The sequence below is a fragment of the Microbacterium sp. GXF0217 genome, from assembly GCF_054798195.1.
In genome coordinates, this window is record NZ_JBSJZG010000002.1 from 550,639 (window position 1) to 568,736 (window position 18,098).

Here is an 18,098-nt window from a genome sequence, read left to right on the forward strand (position 1 = left end):
CTCACGCCTCGGCAGTACCTGGTACTTGCCGGTGGTGCCGGGCTCCGGCGGGACGACGGCGACGAACTCGCCCTTGCCCTGAACGGGCGCGGCGAAGGTCTCGTCCGGGATGCTCGGGTGCGACACGTAGACGACGTCGATCGTGGCGTTGCCGTTCTTCACCTTCAGGCCGGTGAAGCGCTGATGGCCCGCCCACCCGCGCGACTGGAAGTCGGCGAACAGTGTCGCGCCGTTCTTCCGGCGGGGTGTGGACGGCGCTCTTCGGTGTGACGGCCTTGGCGAAGCCCTCAGGCGTGGACAGTTGCTGATGCACGGTCGCGATGCTCATCGCAAGATCATGGCGAGCTGTGTGAAACCGCCGGTCGGCTCGGGCGGCCTCGGTCAGCGGAAGTCGATCAGCCCGGCTCGGGCGGCGGTGACGATGATCTGCACGCGATCGCGCAGGTGCCACTTGGCCATGATGCGTCCGAGGTGCGCCTTGACGGTGCCCTCGGAGACGATGAGAGCCCCGGCGATCTCGGCGTTCGACATCCCGGCGGCGAGGCGCTCGAGGACCTCGGTCTCGCGCTCGGTGAGCGGCTCGAGTTCGGCGGCGCCCTGCGCGCCGGAGGACGCCTCCCGCACATGGCGGATGAGCATCGAGGCGACGCGAGGAGACAGCGAGCTGGCTCCTCCGTTCACTTCGCGGATGCCGGCGACGATGCTCTCGGCGCTCGAGTCCTTGAGCAGGTACCCGGAGGCGCCGGCGCTCAGCATCGGGAGGACGGTGTCGCTGCCGTCGAGCGTCGTCACCGCGACGACCTTCATGTCCGGCCAGCGCTGGATGATCGCCGCTGTCGCTTCGATGCCGTTCATCTCGGGCATCTGGACGTCCATCATCACGACATCCGGGCGGTCGCGCTCGATCGCGACGAGCGCCTGTCTGCCGTCCTCGGCCTGACCGATCACGTCGATCTCGGGGTCCCGGGAGACGAAATGCGCGAGCGCAGTGCGCACGAGGGGGTCGTCATCGACGATGAGCACGCGGATCTCCGGCATGGAGGAAGCCTAACGGCTGAAGGGAAGGTCTAGACGGAGCTAGACCTTTGGCTAAAGAACTCTGGTCTTGAGGCAGATGTGGTCGAAGTTGATCGCCGAGAAGATGTAGATATCGCTAGACAAAAGACCAACTTCGGGGGTGAATGACGATGACTTTCTGGGAACAGTTCGGACGCTGGATCGGCCTTTACCGCTAAGAGTACCTGGCGGATAGGACATACTGAACTATGGCTTCAGACCGGTCGGCGCGCAGCGCCTCCGACGCCCTTCGCCTGGGGCGCGGAGAGAAGCTCACCGTCGTCGAGCGAATCTTCCTCCTGGCCATCGTCGCCGGCATCATCCTTCTCGATGTATCCGGCGTGCTGTCCACTCCGGACGCGGATCATCTGCGCTCCGTGATCAGCATTCTGGCCACCGCAACTCTTGCTCTCTTCGTCGTCTCACCTCTCGTGGCGACGTCGGCTCTCGGCGTCGCCTTCGCGCTGTCGTTCCTCGTGGACGCTCAGGCCCTGGTCCTCACGACCGCTGCCGTCGCCGCAGCGCTCGTTATGCGTCTTGGGCGCACGCCGCTGGTCCTGTCGTACATGGCCGGCTTCCTCGTCGCGACGGCCATCGTCGCGTTCGGCGACACCGAAGTGCCGGTCAATGTCGGCATCTATCTGATCGCCGCTGCTGTCGCCGGCGGCGTCGGCTTCGCCCTGCGGATGGCCTTCGCCCGCGGCCAGCGGCTCGAGCAGCAGCTGGCCGCCAGCGCCGAGCAGGAGCGGCAGGCCGTGCTCGCCGAACGGCGCTGGATCGCTGGCGAGCTGCACGACAGCATCGCTCACCACCTGACCATCGTGTCTCTGCACGTCCAGATGCTCGACGATGCCGAAGTGCGCGCCGACTCGCAGGAGGCGATCCGCGTGGCCGCGCGCAAGGCCATGACCGACCTCCGGTTCGTGATCGACCTCGCCGAGGACGGACCGCGCGGTTCCGAGGTCCAGATCGGCGATCTCGCCGATGCGGTCGCCGAGGCCGGCGATGAGCTCGACGCGGCGGGGCATCCCGTCGTGCTCGACGGAGACGTCCGGGACGAGCGCATCCCTCGCTCGGCCGAGATCATCCTCGCGCGCGTCGTGCGCGAGTCCGCGACGAACATCCTCAAGTACGCCGGGGTAGGACCTGTGATGATGGATCTCGACATCACGGATGAGACGGCGACGCTCACGATCAGCAGTCCGCTGTCCCAGACGACGCGATCTGGTCTTTCGTCGAGTCGAACAGGACTTGAGCGCATGGCCGAACGGGTGCTCGGCGGCAGTGGAGAATTCCGCGCGGGCGAGGAAAACGGGCGATGGGTCGTCGTTGCGGGCCTGCCGATCGTCCGACGACCGGACGCCCCCGCAGACTCTGTCCAAAAGTCGTAGACACTCTCGACCTTCGACACTGTTCGGAGGTGAATTCACAAACGTATCCTGGGATCTCCCCAGAGTACGGCGTCCCCAGCGCCGTGATCGCGAGCGCAGGGTCAGGGCTTCCAAACGGATCCGCGCTCGCGATCTTTCTGTTTCCGGGCGCACGTGCGCCCGATGCCGGACGCGGGTCGGCCCGGACCGGCGCATCGACGGCCCGATCCGCTGTGACCGCGACGTGCCTGCCGCGACGTGTCTGACCGAACGGCCGCGCGTCGGTGAACAGAGCGTGAACTTCTGCAGCGTCGGTGCCTACCGTGTGTGAGCCACTGCCAGAGTGGCATGCGGATCACCGCCCTCCTTTGTCAGAAAGCTCCTCATGCAGCGCCGCCTTCTTCCTGCGCCCGCCGACGCATCCGTCGCGCGACCGCGGATGCGCGGCGAGCAGCGGGACCTGATCGCTCGTGGCCGGGCGGCGGCCACGGCGCTGGGGGGCTGACGTGCGCACGCTGCTGCCGCACCCCGAGCTGCGCGACATCGCGCTGCGGCCGGCAGCCACGGCGCGCGTCTGGCTGGGGGCAGGGATGCCGTTGGAGACGGTCGCGGTCCCCGGCGTCCCGCTGGCGGCCGGTGATGTGCTGGTCGCGGTCGAGTTGTCGACGATCTGCGGGTCGGACGTGCACACCGTGCGCGGCGAGCGCCCCTCACCCGTGCCCGTCGTCCTCGGGCACGAGAGCGTCGGCCGTGTGATCGCGCTCGGCGACGGAGAAGTGCACACGGTCGACGGCGGAGTTCTGCGCGTCGGCGATCGCGTGGTGTGGTCGGTCACGGTGTCCTGCGGCACGTGCGACCGCTGCACGTCGCGGCTGGCCCAGAGATGCCGGTCCCTGGCGAAGTACGGCCACGAGAGGATCGAGCCGCGCTGGGAGCTCACCGGCGGGTTCGCCTCGCACGTGCACCTGCGGCGCGGGACCGCGATCGTCCGGGCGCCGGAGTCGCTGCCTGCGGCGGTGCTGGCTCCGGCATCCTGCGCCACGGCGACGGCCTGGGCGGCCGTGGCGCGCGCCGGACGCGATCTGGACGGAGTCCCGGTGCGCATTTATGGCACGGGCCTCGTCGGGCTCTCCGCCGCCGCGATCGCGGCGGACCTCGGCGCGAGCGTCACCGTCGTCGATCCGTCTGCGGAGCGACGAGGGTTCGCCGAACGCTTCGGGGCTGAGCCCGCCGAGGCGGGGCCGCCGATGGTCGTGATCGAGGCATCCGGTCATGCGGTGGCCGACGCGATCGAAGCGGTCGACGTGGGGGGTACCGTCGTGCTGGTGGGCGGCGTGCGCCCCGCGCCGCCGGTCGCTCTGGATCCCGAGAGTGTCGTGCGCCGTCTGCTCACGATCACGGGAGTGAACGACTACTCGGGTCCGGATCTGCTGGCAGCCGTCGGGTTCCTCGCCGGGCGCGGCAGGGCGTATCCCTTCGCGGACGTCGTGGGAGCCGTCCACCCGCTCGCGGATGCGGATGCCGCGCTCGCCGCCGCTGCGGAGCCGGGCGCCCCGCTGCGGATCGGCCTCGTGCCTCGCTGAGATGCCCCTGGGGGCGGGTTGTCTCGGAGCTGGGCTCAGTGGTTGCGCAGTGCTGAGATGAGTTCGCTCTTTCGTTTGCCGGAGTAGCCGTGCAGGCCGAGCTCCTTCGCGCGCTTCTTCAGCTCGGGGACGGTCCAGTCGTCGTAGTCGCCTGACTCGCCTCCTCGGCGCCCCACCTCCGAGCGGCCCTTCTTCGTTCCGCCGGTCGCATTCGAGATGCGGGCTGCCTTCTCCTTGGACGCGCCGTCCTTCCGCAGCTCTTCGTACAGCTCCGGGTCCTTCAATCGTGATCGCTGATCGCGTGGCATGGTCGTTCTCCCGCTTCTCGGATGCCGGCCGTCACACCGAGATGCGTTCGACGGTCTCTCCAGTGGCCTCGGCGGACATCGCGCGTGCGACGTCGGCCTGGCTGACGATGCCGACCAGGAGGCGGTCCTCGATGACGGGGAGCCGTCTGATCCGGTACTCCTGCATGCGCGCGAGCGCGACCGAGACGTCATCGGAAGCCGCGACCGTCACCGGTGTTCCCGCGGCGAGCACTCCAGCGCGGGTCGTCTCGGGGTCCATGCCGTTCGCGACCGCTCTGACGACGATGTCGCGATCGGTCAGCATCCCTTTCAGCCTGCTGTCCTCCCCGCAGATGGGGAGAGCGCCGACGTCCAGCTCCGCCATCACCGTCGCGGCGATGTGCAGCGAGTCGTTCTCGCCGATGCATCGCGCACCCGGAGTCATGATGTCCCTGACCAGAGTCATGATCGTTTCCTCTCGTTTGCGTGTGCGACACGATACGAGCGCGGGCGGATGTGCGACGGGGGGTTGACACCCGCGGAACGGGGCGGACTCGCGGGCTCGCACAGCGACGGGCAACGGCTGCCGGACGGCTACGCTGTCGACAGGGGGATGAGAAGGCGGCCGACCCGATTCGCGGGCTCGGCACACGAGAGGATGGTGCATGGGCAAGTTCATCTACGAGGGCGGCGTCAAGGTCGAGATCGAGGACCGCGCACTCACGCACATCCAGCTGGTCGTGAGCGCGAAGCTGCGCCGTGGCGAGCCGTTCCCGTTCTCCTGGCGCGAGGACGCGAGCGTCGGCGGCGGTCGGACGACCGTCTGGATGCACGCATCCAGCGCGCTGGTCTTCAAGTACTACGGCAGCCGCTCCCCGGCGATCAACCGCGCGTGGATCGAGGCGCTGGCCTTCACAGCCAACTCTCCCGGCGGGCTCTACCTGGTGCCGGAACCCGCGGACGGCGGCGAGCCGATCACGGGGGAGACCCCAGCTCTCTGATCGATCAACTCCGCAGGGAGCGGGAACGCGCAGCTGCTGACGGGGTCGATTCCGGTGACCGTCACCCAGCCCTCCGCGAGCAGGGCAGCATCGCTGTTCTCTGCCGGGAGCAGGGGCAGATCCTCCACGGCGAGGCGCACGTAGTGCTCATCCGCCTCGGTCAGGGTCGTCTGGACGATCCCGAACGGAGCGAGGGGCGCCTCGACGAAGCCTCGCATCTCGGGCGCGTTCGGCACGTTGACGTTGACGACCGTCCCACGCGCCCTGGTCATCAGCTGCGGCACCAGGCGCAGCGCGGCATCCGCTCCGGTTCTCCAGTGGTACGACGTCGGGTCTATGCCGACGTCGAGCGACACCGCCATCCCCCAGGTGCCGCCGATGCCGCCGGTGAGAGCGGCTCCGACCGTGCCGGAGTGCAGGATCGCGCGACCCACGTTCGCGCCGTGATTCACGCCGGAGAGGACGAGGTCCGCCGGATCCCCGAAGGCGCCGCGCGCGGCGATCAGCGCGATCAGGCCAGGACCGCCGTGGACGGCATGCGCTGCGACGCCGTCGAGTCCGTCGAGTTCGCGCTTCTCGATGCGGATCCGTCCGTCGGCCTCCTCGGCGAGGATGGACGCGCTCGATCCGCTGGACTGCTTGGCCGGTGCTGCGACGACCACGTCGAAGCCGGCCTCGACCGCGGCCGCAGCGAGAGCGTGCAGCCCAGGGGCATCGATGCCGTCGTCGTTGGTGACGAGCGCGCGGGTCATGCGTCCTCCTCCGGTGTCGCTCGGGCCGCGAGTCCGTCCGGACTCGTGCGCTCTTCGGCGATCGGAGCCTCGTCGGCGTCGAGCGTGCGCTGACGCACGCGGTCGCGCAGCCCGCGGATGGCGGCACCGTCTCCGGTGCCGAGGCCGTGCCTCGTGACGTTGAGCGCGCCGGCCGCTGCGCCGAGCGACATGGCGCGCCGCAACGGCTCACCGCGGACGAGACCGGCCACCACGCCAGCGGTGAGCGAGTCGCCGGCGCCCCGGGTCTCGGCCTCGGCGAACGCCGGCAGGGAGAACTCGACGGTACCGTGCTCGTCCATCAGCAGCAGCGGATCCGAGGATCGCGTCACGATCACGGCGCGCGCGCCCTGTTCGCGCAGTCGCCGCATCGCCGAGCGGATGTCACCGGTCGAGTCCGTGTCGATGAGTCCGTCATCGGCAAGCTCCTCGTGGCTCACCTTGAGGATGTCGATTCCGCCGTCGATGACCGCCTGCATGCGCTCACCGGCGAGGTCCGCCACCACACGGCGCTCGTCGTCGCGCAGGTCGGCCGCGAGCCGGCGGTACATATCGGCGGGGACGGTCGTGTCGCCAGCCGGTCCGCTGAGGATCGAGATGCGCGACGTCGACGCGGCATCCAGCATCCGCGTGTAGAGGTCGTCGAGCTCGTGCCGGCCCAGCGGGTCGCCCTGCTCCTCGGCGATCTCGACCCGCTTGCCGTCGCGGCGGTCGTGGACGTAGGCAGAACCCCGGCCCGCGCGTTCCACCGCCACGACTCTGAGGCCTTCGTCCTCGAGCAGATGACCGAGGATGCTGCCGATCTCGCCCGTGAGAACGCAGCACATCGTCGCCTCGCACCCCAGCCGCCGCAGCATCCTGGCCTGCCAGACGCCCTGCCCTCCGGCGTGGACATGGATCTCGGAACCCTGCGGGTGATCCTCGACCGTGACGGTCAGAGTCGGGGACGGTGCGAAGACCGTGACATCGCTCATCCGCACACGCTAGGCGCAGGCGGCAGGCTGACGCAGGGGATTGACGCGAGAGCGACGACGGGTTATCCCCGTCTCCCGGCATGGCACGGTACGCGCAGCAGCAGAGCGGGTCAACCCCGGGACGGCCGACGGCACTGCTTCGTAGATTGAGGGATCCGAGCACGAGAGCACACGAAGGAGACGATCGGAATGACCGAGGTGATCAGAGCCGAGATCGAGGTCGAGGCGCCCGCGAGCGCGGTGTACGACCAGTGGGCGCGGCTGGAGGACATGCCGCACTACATGTCGATGGTCAAGAGCGTCGAACGGCTGAGCGAGGACCGTACGCACTGGGTCGTCAACGTCGGCGGCGTCGAGCGGGAGTTCGACGCCATCGTGACCGAGGCGCTCCCGAACCAGCGCATCGCCTGGGCGAGCGACGGCGAGAAGATCCACACCGGAGTGGTGCGGTTCACGCCCATTGACGCCGAGCGCACGCGCATCGAGTTGGAGATCGGCTGGGTGCCGGAGACGCTCACCGAGCGGGCTGGGGCGCTGCTGCACCTCGACGAGCGCGCGGCGGAATCCGACCTCAAGCGCTTCAAGGAGATCATGGAAAACGGCGGCGGAAGCAGCGTCGGCACGGATCCCGACCTGGCCTTCTGACCGGGTCAGGGGTTCCGCGGGCCGTGGCGCCGCTGGTCCGGGGATGGCGGGGCGGACGGCTCCATAGGCGGGGCGGCGCGACGTCGTCGCGGTGCCCCCTCGGCGGACGCCCGATCCGCGTCGAGCTGCTCATCGGGTGGGGGTTGCGGCTCGACGTGCGCCGGTCGCAGTCCGAGTCCACCGTCACGCAACCGCGCCGGGTGGTCAGCCCCGTTGGCAGATCGCGCGCGAGAGCCCACGCACGCGGAGGATCACCGCACGTTCAGTGTCAACCCCCTGGTTCTCCGGGCGGCGGCGGGAGAGGGTCGGTAACGACCTTCCTGACGTTTCCCCAGAGCGAGGATGATGATGACCCCCACACCCGATGACCCCCGTCACGTGCACCCCGATGGACCGTTCCCTCCCCAGTCGCAGGACGAGCAGCCGGGACAGACGGACGAGACTCGGCCCACCCCCGATCACGGCGAGCAGAGCTACGTCGGGCACGGTCGGCTGGCGGGACGCCGTGCCCTCATCACGGGCGGTGACTCGGGCATCGGCCGCGCGGTCGCCATCGCCTTCGCCCGGGAGGGCGCCGACGTCGCGATCGTGCACATGCCCGAGGAGCAGAAGGATGCAGACGACACCCTGAGCCTCGTCCGCGACGCGGGACGCAAGGGGCTGAGCCTCGCCGGCGATGTCCGCGAGGAGAAGTTCGCCACGGATGCCGTGATCGAAGCCCGTCGCGCACTGGGCGGCCTCGACGTGCTCGTGCTCAACGCCGCCTACCAGCACGATGTCGGCGGCTTCGTGAACCTCTCCAGCGAGGACATGCGCCGCGTGTTCGACACGAACCTCGCAGGCCTCCTGTACTCGGCGCGCGCCGCGTTCCCCTCCATGGAGGCGGGCGCATCCATCATCGTGACCGCGTCGATCCAGGCGGCCGAGCCATCGCCAGGGCTCATCGACTACGCGATGACCAAAGCGGCGCAGGTCGCCTTCGTGAAGGCCCTCGCGCAGGAGGCCGGTCCCCGCGGCATCCGCGTCAACGCCGTGGCTCCGGGACCGATCTGGACCCCGCTGATCCCATCGACGGGCTGGGACGAGGAGAAGGTCTCCAACTTCGGCGCCGACACTCCGCTCGGCCGAGCCGGGCAGCCGGCCGAACTCGCTGGCGCCTACGTGTATCTCGCGTCGACCGAATCCTCCTACACCTCGGGCGCAGTTCTCGCGGTGACCGGGGGGAAGGCATTGTGAGCATCGTGGCCCCCACCGGCCCTCCGTCAGCGGCGACCCCGTCCTGGGAGATCGTTCCCCTGGGTCGCGCCGGATGGCGCATCTGCGACGCCACTCGTGGGCACGCCGATGCGGCGCGTCTCGTCGCCTACGCCGAGAAGAGCGAGCTCGGTGCGATCGAGGTGCTGTGGTTGCGCAGCCCGTGTCCGCATCGCTCGCGCTACCGGGATCTGAACGAGCTGCTCAACGATCTGGATGCCGCTGTCGCCGCGGCTGCGGAGGACCGCTCGACGCGGCCGTCCCAGATCCCGCACTTCCCGCCGGACAAGTAAGCGCCGCGGATGCTTCAGCGGGCATCGCTCGCTGAAGCATCCGCCCCGCGGTCGGCCTCGTCCGGCAGCTGCTCGACGGGGATGACGACGACGTCCTGGACCTTCCAATCCAGGGACGCGATGCCCTCGGACGCGCGACGCAGCTTCCGCATCGAGACCCGTACGCGGCGCGGGCGGACGAAGGCCTCGATGTGGAACACCTGTCCTTCATCCCGCATCCGGATGGCCGCGTCCGCGACCCACGGGAGCGCACGAAGGTACCCCACGACGTCGGTCGCCAGGGGATGCGGTGACTCGTCGTCATAGGTCCTGGCGCGCTGATCCATGAGATCGAGTACGGCGGAGCGCGTGTTGCGCACCCCGTCGCGCACGATGCCGACGGAGATGAACAGGGCTGCCAGGCCATCCAGCCACCAGATGCCCATGCCGATGCCCAGCACGCCGACGATCGAGGCCGCGTTCGTGTGCCAGTCGGCCTTGGCCATATCGGCATCCGCGTGCAGGAGCTTGTTGTGCAGCAGCGGGGCCAGCCGAGCTTTCGCCGGCCCGTAGAAGAACACCGGACCGATCACGATCACGCACATCACGCCCACCATGAACCAGCCCAGCCAGATCGTCTGCCCGAACAGCTGCACGGTGCCGATCGTGGGATGATCCTGCGTGACCAGTCCGACGACGGCCTCGAAGGCGAGGTTCAGCCCGACCGTCGCGAGCGCGACACCGGCAACGACGTGGCCGACGCCCATCGCGCGATGGCGACCGTACGGGTGGTCGACGGTGGGACGGCGTCGGACCAGCAGCAGGGCGACCAGGAAGGCGATCTGGGGCAACAGCGACAGCATGTCCTCGATCCACGCGGTGCGCATGGACTGCGAACCGCCCACCACGAACGCGACGAGGACGATCGTCACGCTCGTGTAGGCGATCGTGAACCACTCCCAGCGGATGGCGGACCGCAGGGCGCGATACTGCTCGGGCGGCAGGTCCGTCCGGCCGAACCGGCGCAGGTTCTTGCGCGTCATGATCCGGCCTCGGAATCGAGGAAGAGCTCGATGTCGGACAGCAGGGCGTTCTCCCCGGCCGGGACGAGCCAGACGACCGTGCGGCCGTCGAGTCCAGGGAGGTCGGAGTAGCCGCGCGTCGCGCCGACGCGCTCCGTCCAGGGAGTCTCGTCGCTGAAGCCGCCGATGGCGATGTCGATGTCGCCCTGTTCGAGCAGCGCCACGAGGGTCTCCTCGCCCGCGAGGGTCCACGCGATGTGCGCATCGATGGATTCGGCGTAGTCGTTCATGAGCTCGATCAGTGGACCCGTGGGCGGGCCGTCTCGTCCGACCTCGATTTCGGCGACGCCCGGTTCCGCGCTCAGTCCAACCCGGAGCGTCCCATCGGTCGCGGAATCCAGAGTGCCGTCCGGGTCGACGGGCACCGTGCCGAGGCATCCGGTCAGGATCAGGGCCAGCGCGCCGCCGATCGCGACGGCCGATGCGCGTCGGAAGCGGGCGGGTCGATCGGTGCGGGCGCGCATGCCCACAGCGTCCGCGCGGGGGATGCTGTGCTCAACAGGGTTGACCACGGCATCCGCTCTGGCTAGCGCTCAGACCGGCAGCGGATACCGTCGACGCAGGATGACCCGCTGCACGAGCGTCCAGACGACCGTGACCGTCAGATACAGGGCCGCCGCCAGCGGGACGAACACGGCGAACACCACGGTCGCGTAGTGCAGGGCGCTCATCATCCGCAGCAACCCGGGGGACGACAACGGAGAGTCGTCGACGGGCGTGGGCCGGAACACGCGCCGGGTGATCTCCGCGGCGACTGCCATGATCGCCATGAGTCCGCCGAAGACCGCGAGCGTCGGCAACGAGAAAGGCCCTGCCGTCAGCATGTGCACCAGGCTCGTGCCCAACGGAGCCCCGAACAGGTCGTGCGCGAGCAGGTCGTTCGGGTGGCCGGCGATCTCGGCGCGCAGGAACAGGGTGTACAGGAGACCGACGACCGGCGCCTGCAGCAGCACGGGGAGGAGCCCGGCGAACGGCGACGTGTTCTCGTCGCGGTACAGCTGCAGCGTCTCGCGCTGCAGCCGCTCAGGGTTCTTCTTGTGGCGCTTCTGGAGCGCGCGCAGTCGTGGGACGAGTCGGGCTCTGGTCTGCTCGGCCCTGGCCTGGGAGACGCCGACGGGGATGAGCAGGGCCCGGACGATCAGGGTGACGACGACGACCGCGAGAGCGGCCGCCGAGGCACCGGCGATGGGGTCGAAGAGCGTGGCGAGGCCGGCGAGTGCGCCGTAGGCGGCGTCGAGGAGCGCGGCGAGGGGAGGGAAGGCGAAGATGTCCATGGGGTCCGTTCGATGAGTCGGGAGGGTCGGCGGATGCCGTGTCCCGACGCGAACGAACGGATCACACGGCGCGCACGACTCCCGGCGCTCGCGGACGAGGGTGGCCGGCGGCATCCGGATCGCTCTGCGACAGCAGAGCCGACGCATCGATGGCGCGCAGCGGATGCGGGGGCGAATCCTTGCCGACGGGCGGCGCGCCGATCGCGATGGCCACGATGAGCGCCGCAACGGCGAGGACCGCGACGGCAAGGCCGAGGGCGGTCATGTCCGGCATCGCGACGAGCCCGAGCGCGGACAGCACGAAGGCCATCACCTGCTCGATCATCGCCGTCATGGCATCGAGGGTACTCCACCTCGGTGGGGGTCTGCCCGGCGATCAGCTCCAGGGTTCGTCGGACGCGCCGTCCTCATCCGGTGCGGTGGCTCCCTGCTTGTCCCCGGCGAGCCGGGCCGTCGTGGACGACCGCTCGGCTCGCTCCGCCGATCCGCCCTGCCCCGAGGCATTGGCCGCGGACGGATCCTCGTCTGAGGCATCCGGGTGGGCGGCGTCGTCGGCTCGGTAGTCGGGGCGCGGCGGCTGGAGCGGCTGATCGGAGTACTCGCCGCCCTGACGACCGCCGTAGGGGCGGCCGTGGTCCGCGGACTCCTCGCGTCCGAACACGAGCTCCCACTCGCCGATCGTGAAGCTCGCCCCGGTGCGCAGGATCTGGGTGCGCTCGCCGGAGACATCCTGGGATGCCGCGCTCGTCTCGCCTTCGCCATGCAGCGTCAGCACGTACTCATCGCGTTCGTCGTGCGTGATCGTCGCGTGCACGGGGTCTGCTCCGGCCAGGACGAGGTCGCTCCCCGCCGCCGATCCGATCTGCACCACGTCGTCGCGCAGGTGATAGACGAGGCGGTCGTCGTCGCGGGTGATGCGCAGGTGCGGGTCGCCCGCACCCCAGGCGTCATGCGTGGTGGTCGGTGTCTGCGGTTCCGTGCTCATGGTGACCTCCAGGTCGGCGGGTGATCTCCTGATCAGACGGTAGGCGGACGCCGTCGCCGGGCGAGAGGGGGTTGACAGCCTCGACGAACGGATGCGGTGCGCGGGCGTAGCCTCGAGTCATGACTGATCTCGCAGAGCTTCTCGGCATCCGGCATCCGATCGTGCTCGGTGCGTTCGGCGGGCTGTCGTCCATCGACCTGACCGCCGCCATCTGCGAAGCCGGCGGGCTGGGGTCCTACGGGCTGTACGGATACGACGGCGATCGGATCCGGAGGACCGCCGCCGATCTGCGTGCAGCAACGCCGCATCCGTTCGCCTTCAACGTCTGGCTGCCGCTCGGCGACGAGGTCGAGCCCGGTCCGCAGCACGCCGTGTTCGCCCAGGCGCTCGAGCCCTTCTACGAGGCGGTCGGGGTCGATGTTCCGGCACGCCCCGAGCGCTACCTGCCGTCGCTCGAGGAGCAGCTCGACGCGATCTGGGAGGCGGCCCCTGCCGTCCTCAGCGTCGTCTACGGCGTTCCATCAGAGGACGTGATCGCCGAGGCGCGCCGCCGCGGCATCCGCGTGGTCGGGACGGCTACGACCGTGGCCGAGGCGCTCGCGCTCGAGGCGGGCGGAGTGGATGCGGTCGTCGCGACGGGCATGGAGGCGGCGGGGCACCGCGTGTCGTTCCTGCGGGAGCCGGAGGAGTCGCTGGTCGGCACGTTCGCTCTTGTTCCGCAGGTGGTGGATGCCGTAGGCATCCCGGTCATCGCCGCCGGCGGAATCGCGGATCGACGCGGAGTGGCCGCTGCCTTCGCCCTGGGAGCCTCGGCGGCGCAGGTCGGGACGGCTTTCCTGGCGACAGCGGAGTCCGCGGCGAACGAGGCTCACCGTGCGGCGATCCGCAGCACGTCGGCGGACGCCAGCGTGCTCACGCGCGCCATGAGCGGTCGGCTGGCCCGTGGCGCCAGGAACCGCGCGGTGCGCGCGATCGAGGCGAGCGGCACCGTCGCGCCGTTCCCGATGCAGAACTGGCTCACCGGACGGTTCCGCACCGCGGCGGGTGGGCAGAATCTCGGCGAACTGCAGTCGCTCTGGCTCGGACAGTCGGCGCCGCTGGCGCGGTGGGACACGGCATCCGCCCTGTTCGATGAGCTCGTGGCCGGGGTGCCCGTTCGCTGAGATCCGGAGGATCGCCCCGGATCAGGACGGTTTCTGCGGGACCGTCCTGATCTCGGGAGAGAGTCCTGTTCTCGGGACGGCGATGCCGCCGCGAATTAGAGGATGACGGTCGACCGGCCGTGCACGATCACGCGGTCTTCCGCGTGCCACTGCACGGCGCGGGCGAGGACGAGGCGTTCGACGTCAGCGCCGCGGCTCTGCAGCTCGGCGGCGGACTCGGAGTGCGTCACACGGGTGACGTCCTGCTCGATGATGGGGCCCTCGTCGAGATCCGCGGTGGCGTAGTGCGCTGTCGCGCCGATGAGCTTCACACCGCGCTCCTTCGCTCTGGCGTACGGGTTCGCGCCTATGAACGCGGGCAGGAAGGAGTGGTGGATGTTGATCACCGGCACGCCGAGGCGTTCGATGAACGAGTCGGTGAGAATCTGCATGTAGCGCGCCAGGACGACGAGGTCGACGTTGCCCTGGAGCAGTTCGAGCTGGCGCTGCTCCATGGACTGCTTGTCCCCGGACGGGATGTGCACGAACGGGACGCCGAAGCCGCGCACCGACTCGGCGAGGTCGGGGTGGTTGGAGATGACCATGGTGATGTCGACATCGAGCTGGCCGCGCTGCGCGCGCCACAGCAGCTCCATGAGGCAGTGATCGTACTTCGACACGAAGATCGCGACGCGCTTGCGGCGCGAGACGTCGTGCAGCGACCATTCCATGCTGAAGCGGTCGGCGACCTGCTGGATGGAGGCCTCCAGCGCGGGGCGCGCGGCCGAGAGGCCAGGCAGGTGGATGACGGTGCGCTGGAAGAAGCGCCCGCCCTCGGAATCCGTGGAGTGCTGATCCAGCGAGATGATGTTCGCGCCGTGCTCGGCCAGCACGCCGGCGACGGCGGCGACGATTCCGGGCTGGTCGTCGCACGCGATGAGCAGACGGGCGGTATCGGGCTGGGACATGGGTGCTCCTTGCAGGGTCTGCGTCGATTCTGCCCCGTGTGCGCCGGTGGTGACGAATCGCGGTCGTGCTCGCGAGCATTCGGCCCGCTCGGCGGTGTCGGGGCCGATACTCTGACAGGCGTGAACCCGAGTGAAGCAGGACTCGTCCTCGTCCCCTTGATGGCCGTGCTCGCACCCTTGCTCGCCAAGGGTGTGCGACCGGTGCTGCGCGTTCCCGTCATCGTGTTCGAGCTCGTGCTCGGCATCCTGATCGGTCCGTCGCTGCTGGGCTGGGTCGAGACCAGCGAGCTGTTGGAGAAGCTCAGCGAGTTCGGGCTGGCTCTGCTCTTCTTCATCGCCGGGTCGGAGATCGACTTCCGCAAGCTCGCGGGCAAGCCGCTCGTGCGCGCATCGCTGGGCTGGCTCCTGAGCGTCGCCCTCGGAATCGGCCTGGGCTTCTTCTTCGCCCCCGGTGAGGGGATGGTCGTGGTCGGCATCGCCCTGAGTTCGACCGCGCTCGGAACGCTGATGCCGATTCTGCGCGACGCCGGCGAGCTCGGGACGCCGTTCGGCCGCACGGTGACCGCGATCGGCGCCGTCGGCGAGTTCCTTCCGCTGATCGCCATCTCGATCTTCCTCAGCACCCGCACCACGTGGGTCGCCACCGCGGTGCTGCTGACGTTCGTGGTGCTCGCCGGAGCCGTCGTGCTGTTCGCGCAGCGGACGCCGCACGGACGCCTGCACGCATTCCTGCGGGCGACGCTGCACACCTCGGATCAGTTCGGCATCCGGTTCGTGCTGCTGCTCATCGCATCGCTCGTCGCCCTGAGCGTCGTGCTCGACCTCGACATGCTGCTCGGTGCGTTCGTCGCCGGTGCCGTGTGGCGCATCATCATGGCCCGCGCACCACACGAGGATGCCGAGGAGATCGAGAGCAAGATCGAGGCGATCGCCTTCGGCTTCCTCGTGCCGATCTTCTTCATCTACACCGGCCTCACCTACGACTTGGATGCGCTGCTGGCGTCGCCGGAGGCTCTGGCTCTGGTGCCGGTGTTCCTGATCGCGCTGCTGCTGTTCCGCGGTGCGGCCGCACAGTTCTCGGCGGAGCCGGGGTCGAGCGTACGCGAGCGGTCGGCGCTGGCGCTGATGTCCGCCACGGGACTTCCGATCATCGTCGCGGTGACCGCGATCGGCGTGGAGGAGGGCATGCTCGATTCGGGCATCGCCGCGGCGCTCGTCGGAGCAGGCATGCTGTCGGTGCTGCTTTATCCGCTGATCGCGATGTCGCTGCGCGGCGACAGCGCGAAGCTCGCGGAGGCGGGCAGGGACAAGCCGGTCAGCGAGCTGTGATGCAGGCTTCCGCTCTCCTGGATTCCGCCCGCCGGCAGCTCGCCGGCGTGGCCAAGGAGGGGCTGGGCGAGGAGAAGCACTCGCGCTTCCGCGGCGATCGCATCCTCCGCATCGGCGAGGCCTGGCACGTCGGCGTTCTGCTGCTCACGGATGATGCCGTGCTGGCGACGGCCGAGGTGCTGCGCGCCGCGGATGCCGGACGGCGCGGCTACCCAGCCGAATCGGCGCGTGAGCGCGCCGTGCGACGGGAGTGGGCTCTGCGCGGCGGCTTCGCCGAGGGCGAGGTCGCGCACGTCGGCTGGAGCGTGATCGATGTGGATGCGGTGGATGCCGGCGGCTCGTCCGGTCCGCTGGCGATGATCGACGGCATTCCGCAGGTGCGGTGGTCGAGCGCCGGCGGGTACATGCCGCTGGAGGCATACCTGCGCGAGCGGATCGCGCTGCTGGCCTGACGTCAGGCGAACGTCGAGGCGAAGCGGGACAGCAGGGCCTCGCCCTCGGTGACCGTGGAGGCCAGCACGCGCTGCTGCACGGCGTCGAAGGCATTCGCGTCGAAGTACCCCTTGGTGCGGTAGAACGTCATGCGCTCGGCGAAGTCCGCGGGGCTCGGCTCCGGATGGAACTGCGTGGCGTACAGGTGCGTGCCCACGCGATAGGCCTGCACGGGGCAGGCGTCGCCGGTCGCGAGCAGTTCGGCCGTCGGCGGCGTCACGGCCGCGGACTCCTTATGGGCGGTGAACACCGTGAGCTCTGGTCCACTCGGGCCGAAGAGGGGATCGTGGGCGGCGGCCCCGGTCGCGCGGATGCGCACGGCCGCGGTGGACTCGGGGTGATCGAGCGTCACCGTGCCTCCCAGCATCCGCGTCACGACGCCGATGCCATAGCAGGTGAACAGCGCGGCTGCTCCTCCATCGATCGCGGCGGCGGCGATGCGCTCGAGGTCGGATTCCACGCGGCGCTGCAACGCGGTCGGCGCAGGCTCGGTGACGTTCAGCGGGGAGCCGCCGATGACGATGCCCTGGTGCGCGTCGAGCGTCGCAGCATCCAGCGGCGAGTACAGCAGGTCGAGCCGGTCGAGATCGTCGACACCGAGTCCGCGACGGAAGGATGCGTGCTCGGCATCCGCCGCGGCCAGCTCAGGGCGCACGCTGATGTAGAGAAGCGAGGCCATTCGGCGATTCTAGCCAGTCGCGGACCGCGCGGACGACGCGGATGACGGACGGTGACGCGTCAGCGCGAGGAGTTCGCGGTGCGGCCGCGGATGATCCCGACGAAGGCGTCGACTTCCTCGGTCGTGCGCTCGCGGGGCCAGGCGAACGCGACGGTCGACTGCGGTCCATCGCGCAGCACGCGGTACTCGACGTCATTGCGGCGGTGCAGGCGTGCCAGCGACATCGGGACGACGGCGATGCCGACACCGGTCGCGACCGTCGCGATGAGGTCGGCGGTCGTCGGGACGGCGCCGTACGCGGATGCCGTGGTCCCCGGAAGATCCAGTTCGAGCACGTCCTCGCGCGAGGTGAGCAGCACTTCGCCCGCCAGGTCGGCGGCGTCGAGTTCTTCTGCCGCGAGGAGGTGCGATTCGGCGGCGGCCACGACGACCGCGACCTCGTCGTAGAGGGGGATGACGTGGAGCGCGGCATCCTCGAGCGGAAGGCGGACCAGGGCTGCATCCAGATCGCCGAGGGCCGCGTGCTGCTCGGCGACAAGGAGCGGAACGAGTTCGAGGGGGATGTGCGGCATCCGTCGCTTCCACGTGTCGATCCACTTGCCGGGGGTCGCGCCGGGGATCGCTCCGAGACGGAAGCTGCGCGGTGCGGATGCCGGGGCGTCGTGCTGCGCGGACGGCGGAGAGTCGGTGGGGTGAGCGTTCGCGCCGCGAGAGGGGGCGGGAACGCCCGGCTGCTTGGTCGGCTTGGCCTTGATCGGCTGGGCCTTGGCGCCCTGAGCCTTCCCCGCTTTGCCGGACTGCGATGCGGCGGGTCGCTGGGGTCGGCCGCCCTTTCCGGTCCGGACGGGCGTGCCCTTGCTGGCGGGCCGTCGTCCGCCGCCCGCGCGCCCGCTCCGTGCTCCGCCTCCGCTTTTCGCCACGTCGTTCAGGCTACT

The 18,098-nt window shown here is 69.7% G+C and carries 22 protein-coding genes; 9 read left to right on the plus strand and 13 right to left on the minus strand.

The annotated features are described in order from the left end of the window. Positions 1-381 precede the first annotated feature (381 nt). A complete protein-coding gene (locus ACWAT3_RS05850) occupies positions 382-1,038 on the minus strand; it encodes a response regulator (RefSeq protein ID WP_460796656.1) in 657 nt (218 codons plus the stop codon). A 227-nt stretch (positions 1,039-1,265) separates the two neighbouring features. Between ACWAT3_RS05850 and ACWAT3_RS05855 the strand changes: the two genes are divergently transcribed. Together ACWAT3_RS05855 and ACWAT3_RS05860 are read left to right on the plus strand one after the other, a co-directional pair. Then, positions 1,266-2,447: a sensor histidine kinase gene (locus tag ACWAT3_RS05855; protein ID WP_460796657.1), complete on the plus strand. Its 1,182-nt coding sequence runs from the start codon at positions 1,266-1,268 to the stop codon at positions 2,445-2,447. A 485-nt stretch (positions 2,448-2,932) separates the two neighbouring features. After that, the gene (locus ACWAT3_RS05860; protein WP_460796658.1) at positions 2,933-4,009 is read left to right on the plus strand and encodes an alcohol dehydrogenase catalytic domain-containing protein; all 1,077 of its coding nucleotides are present in this window, start codon (positions 2,933-2,935) and stop codon (positions 4,007-4,009) included. 35 nt (positions 4,010-4,044) lie between these two features. Here the strand turns inward: ACWAT3_RS05860 and ACWAT3_RS05865 are convergent, their stop codons facing one another. Together ACWAT3_RS05865 and ACWAT3_RS05870 are read right to left on the minus strand one after the other, a co-directional pair. Beyond that, complete coding sequence (locus tag ACWAT3_RS05865) at positions 4,045-4,317, minus strand: DUF7218 family protein (protein ID WP_460796659.1); 273 nt, start codon at positions 4,315-4,317, stop codon at positions 4,045-4,047. 31 nt (positions 4,318-4,348) lie between these two features. Next, positions 4,349-4,762, minus strand: coding sequence for a CBS domain-containing protein (locus tag ACWAT3_RS05870; protein WP_460796660.1), 414 nt, complete (start codon positions 4,760-4,762; stop codon positions 4,349-4,351). A gap of 199 nt (positions 4,763-4,961) precedes the next feature. Here ACWAT3_RS05870 and ACWAT3_RS05875 point away from each other — a divergent pair, with 199 nt between their 5' ends. Further along, on the plus strand, positions 4,962-5,297 hold the full coding sequence (locus ACWAT3_RS05875; RefSeq protein ID WP_460796661.1) for a DUF7882 family protein: 336 nt from the start codon (positions 4,962-4,964) through the stop codon (positions 5,295-5,297). Here the strand turns inward: ACWAT3_RS05875 and surE are convergent. Together surE and ACWAT3_RS05885 are read right to left on the minus strand one after the other, a co-directional pair. After that, complete coding sequence (gene surE / locus ACWAT3_RS05880; RefSeq protein WP_460796662.1) at positions 5,234-6,049, minus strand: 5'/3'-nucleotidase SurE; 816 nt, start codon at positions 6,047-6,049, stop codon at positions 5,234-5,236. The two genes, ACWAT3_RS05875 and surE, sit on opposite strands and share 64 nt — an antisense overlap. Further along, on the minus strand, positions 6,046-7,041 hold the full coding sequence (locus ACWAT3_RS05885) for a 1-phosphofructokinase family hexose kinase (protein WP_460796663.1): 996 nt from the start codon (positions 7,039-7,041) through the stop codon (positions 6,046-6,048). The genes surE and ACWAT3_RS05885 overlap by 4 nt, the downstream gene beginning before the upstream one ends. A gap of 189 nt (positions 7,042-7,230) precedes the next feature. Between ACWAT3_RS05885 and ACWAT3_RS05890 the strand changes: the two genes are divergently transcribed. From ACWAT3_RS05890 to ACWAT3_RS05900, 3 genes are all read left to right on the plus strand, one after another. Beyond that, positions 7,231-7,686, plus strand: coding sequence for an SRPBCC family protein (locus tag ACWAT3_RS05890; protein ID WP_460796664.1), 456 nt, complete (start codon positions 7,231-7,233; stop codon positions 7,684-7,686). A 348-nt stretch (positions 7,687-8,034) separates the two neighbouring features. After that, positions 8,035-8,922, plus strand: coding sequence for an SDR family oxidoreductase (locus ACWAT3_RS05895; RefSeq protein ID WP_460796665.1), 888 nt, complete (start codon positions 8,035-8,037; stop codon positions 8,920-8,922). Continuing rightward, positions 8,919-9,233: a hypothetical protein gene (locus ACWAT3_RS05900; RefSeq protein ID WP_460796666.1), complete on the plus strand. Its 315-nt coding sequence runs from the start codon at positions 8,919-8,921 to the stop codon at positions 9,231-9,233. The genes ACWAT3_RS05895 and ACWAT3_RS05900 overlap by 4 nt, the downstream gene beginning before the upstream one ends. 14 nt (positions 9,234-9,247) lie before the next feature. Here ACWAT3_RS05900 and ACWAT3_RS05905 read toward each other — a convergent pair whose 3' ends face one another. The 5 genes from ACWAT3_RS05905 to ACWAT3_RS05925 all read right to left on the minus strand — a co-directional run bounded on the left by ACWAT3_RS05905 (position 9,248) and on the right by ACWAT3_RS05925 (position 12,553). Then, entirely contained in the window at positions 9,248-10,255 is a 1,008-nt protein-coding gene (locus ACWAT3_RS05905; protein ID WP_460796667.1) for a cation transporter, read from the minus strand. Then, positions 10,252-10,758 (minus strand): type 2 periplasmic-binding domain-containing protein, encoded by a 507-nt coding sequence (locus ACWAT3_RS05910; protein ID WP_460796668.1) that lies wholly within the window; start codon positions 10,756-10,758, stop codon positions 10,252-10,254. Before ACWAT3_RS05910 ends, ACWAT3_RS05905 begins: the two co-directional genes overlap by 4 nt. A 69-nt stretch (positions 10,759-10,827) precedes the next feature. Next, on the minus strand, positions 10,828-11,568 hold the full coding sequence (locus tag ACWAT3_RS05915; RefSeq protein WP_460796669.1) for a YidC/Oxa1 family membrane protein insertase: 741 nt from the start codon (positions 11,566-11,568) through the stop codon (positions 10,828-10,830). 61 nt (positions 11,569-11,629) lie between these two features. After that, positions 11,630-11,902 carry a DUF6412 domain-containing protein gene (locus ACWAT3_RS05920; RefSeq protein ID WP_460796670.1) on the minus strand — a complete coding sequence of 91 codons (273 nt, stop codon included), beginning with the start codon at positions 11,900-11,902 and terminating at the stop codon, positions 11,630-11,632. A gap of 42 nt (positions 11,903-11,944) precedes the next feature. Then, entirely contained in the window at positions 11,945-12,553 is a 609-nt protein-coding gene (locus ACWAT3_RS05925; RefSeq protein WP_460796671.1) for an FHA domain-containing protein, read from the minus strand. A 119-nt stretch (positions 12,554-12,672) separates the two neighbouring features. Between ACWAT3_RS05925 and ACWAT3_RS05930 the strand changes: the two genes are divergently transcribed. Further along, a complete protein-coding gene (locus tag ACWAT3_RS05930; protein WP_460796673.1) occupies positions 12,673-13,716 on the plus strand; it encodes an NAD(P)H-dependent flavin oxidoreductase in 1,044 nt (347 codons plus the stop codon). Between the two features lie 95 nt (positions 13,717-13,811). On the opposite strand, the gene purU is transcribed toward ACWAT3_RS05930, so the two are convergent. Beyond that, positions 13,812-14,663: a formyltetrahydrofolate deformylase gene (purU, locus tag ACWAT3_RS05935; RefSeq protein WP_460796674.1), complete on the minus strand. Its 852-nt coding sequence runs from the start codon at positions 14,661-14,663 to the stop codon at positions 13,812-13,814. Between the two features lie 120 nt (positions 14,664-14,783). Here purU and ACWAT3_RS05940 point away from each other — a divergent pair, with 120 nt between their 5' ends. Continuing rightward, positions 14,784-15,992, plus strand: coding sequence for a cation:proton antiporter (locus ACWAT3_RS05940; protein WP_460796676.1), 1,209 nt, complete (start codon positions 14,784-14,786; stop codon positions 15,990-15,992). Next, a complete protein-coding gene (locus ACWAT3_RS05945) occupies positions 15,992-16,444 on the plus strand; it encodes a glutaminase (protein WP_460796678.1) in 453 nt (150 codons plus the stop codon). Before ACWAT3_RS05940 ends, ACWAT3_RS05945 begins: the two co-directional genes overlap by 1 nt. A 2-nt stretch (positions 16,445-16,446) precedes the next feature. Here ACWAT3_RS05945 and ACWAT3_RS05950 read toward each other — a convergent pair whose 3' ends face one another. After that, positions 16,447-17,163: a glutamine amidotransferase-related protein gene (locus tag ACWAT3_RS05950; RefSeq protein ID WP_460796679.1), complete on the minus strand. Its 717-nt coding sequence runs from the start codon at positions 17,161-17,163 to the stop codon at positions 16,447-16,449. 59 nt (positions 17,164-17,222) lie between these two features. Then, the gene (locus ACWAT3_RS05955) at positions 17,223-18,083 is read right to left on the minus strand and encodes a LysR substrate-binding domain-containing protein (RefSeq protein WP_460796681.1); all 861 of its coding nucleotides are present in this window, start codon (positions 18,081-18,083) and stop codon (positions 17,223-17,225) included. Between the last annotated feature and the right edge of the window lie 15 nt (positions 18,084-18,098).

Excerpts from the sequence above, each read along its gene's own strand:
- ACWAT3_RS05850 (WP_460796656.1), bottom strand. The coding sequence starts at position 1,038 with ATGCCGGAGATCCGCGTGCTCATCGTCGATGACGACCCCCTCGTGCGC.
- ACWAT3_RS05855 (WP_460796657.1), top strand. The coding sequence starts at position 1,266 with ATGGCTTCAGACCGGTCGGCGCGCAGCGCCTCCGACGCCCTTCGCCTG.
- ACWAT3_RS05865 (WP_460796659.1), bottom strand. The coding sequence starts at position 4,317 with ATGCCACGCGATCAGCGATCACGATTGAAGGACCCGGAGCTGTACGAA.
- ACWAT3_RS05870 (WP_460796660.1), bottom strand. The coding sequence starts at position 4,762 with ATGACTCTGGTCAGGGACATCATGACTCCGGGTGCGCGATGCATCGGC.
- ACWAT3_RS05875 (WP_460796661.1), top strand. The coding sequence starts at position 4,962 with ATGGGCAAGTTCATCTACGAGGGCGGCGTCAAGGTCGAGATCGAGGAC.
- surE (WP_460796662.1), bottom strand. The coding sequence starts at position 6,049 with ATGACCCGCGCGCTCGTCACCAACGACGACGGCATCGATGCCCCTGGG.
- ACWAT3_RS05885 (WP_460796663.1), bottom strand. The coding sequence starts at position 7,041 with ATGAGCGATGTCACGGTCTTCGCACCGTCCCCGACTCTGACCGTCACG.
- ACWAT3_RS05890 (WP_460796664.1), top strand. The coding sequence starts at position 7,231 with ATGACCGAGGTGATCAGAGCCGAGATCGAGGTCGAGGCGCCCGCGAGC.
- ACWAT3_RS05895 (WP_460796665.1), top strand. The coding sequence starts at position 8,035 with ATGACCCCCACACCCGATGACCCCCGTCACGTGCACCCCGATGGACCG.
- ACWAT3_RS05905 (WP_460796667.1), bottom strand. The coding sequence starts at position 10,255 with ATGACGCGCAAGAACCTGCGCCGGTTCGGCCGGACGGACCTGCCGCCC.
- ACWAT3_RS05910 (WP_460796668.1), bottom strand. The coding sequence starts at position 10,758 with ATGCGCGCCCGCACCGATCGACCCGCCCGCTTCCGACGCGCATCGGCC.
- ACWAT3_RS05915 (WP_460796669.1), bottom strand. The coding sequence starts at position 11,568 with ATGGACATCTTCGCCTTCCCTCCCCTCGCCGCGCTCCTCGACGCCGCC.
- ACWAT3_RS05920 (WP_460796670.1), bottom strand. The coding sequence starts at position 11,902 with ATGACGGCGATGATCGAGCAGGTGATGGCCTTCGTGCTGTCCGCGCTC.
- ACWAT3_RS05925 (WP_460796671.1), bottom strand. The coding sequence starts at position 12,553 with ATGAGCACGGAACCGCAGACACCGACCACCACGCATGACGCCTGGGGT.
- ACWAT3_RS05930 (WP_460796673.1), top strand. The coding sequence starts at position 12,673 with ATGACTGATCTCGCAGAGCTTCTCGGCATCCGGCATCCGATCGTGCTC.
- purU (WP_460796674.1), bottom strand. The coding sequence starts at position 14,663 with ATGTCCCAGCCCGATACCGCCCGTCTGCTCATCGCGTGCGACGACCAG.
- ACWAT3_RS05945 (WP_460796678.1), top strand. The coding sequence starts at position 15,992 with ATGCAGGCTTCCGCTCTCCTGGATTCCGCCCGCCGGCAGCTCGCCGGC.
- ACWAT3_RS05950 (WP_460796679.1), bottom strand. The coding sequence starts at position 17,163 with ATGGCCTCGCTTCTCTACATCAGCGTGCGCCCTGAGCTGGCCGCGGCG.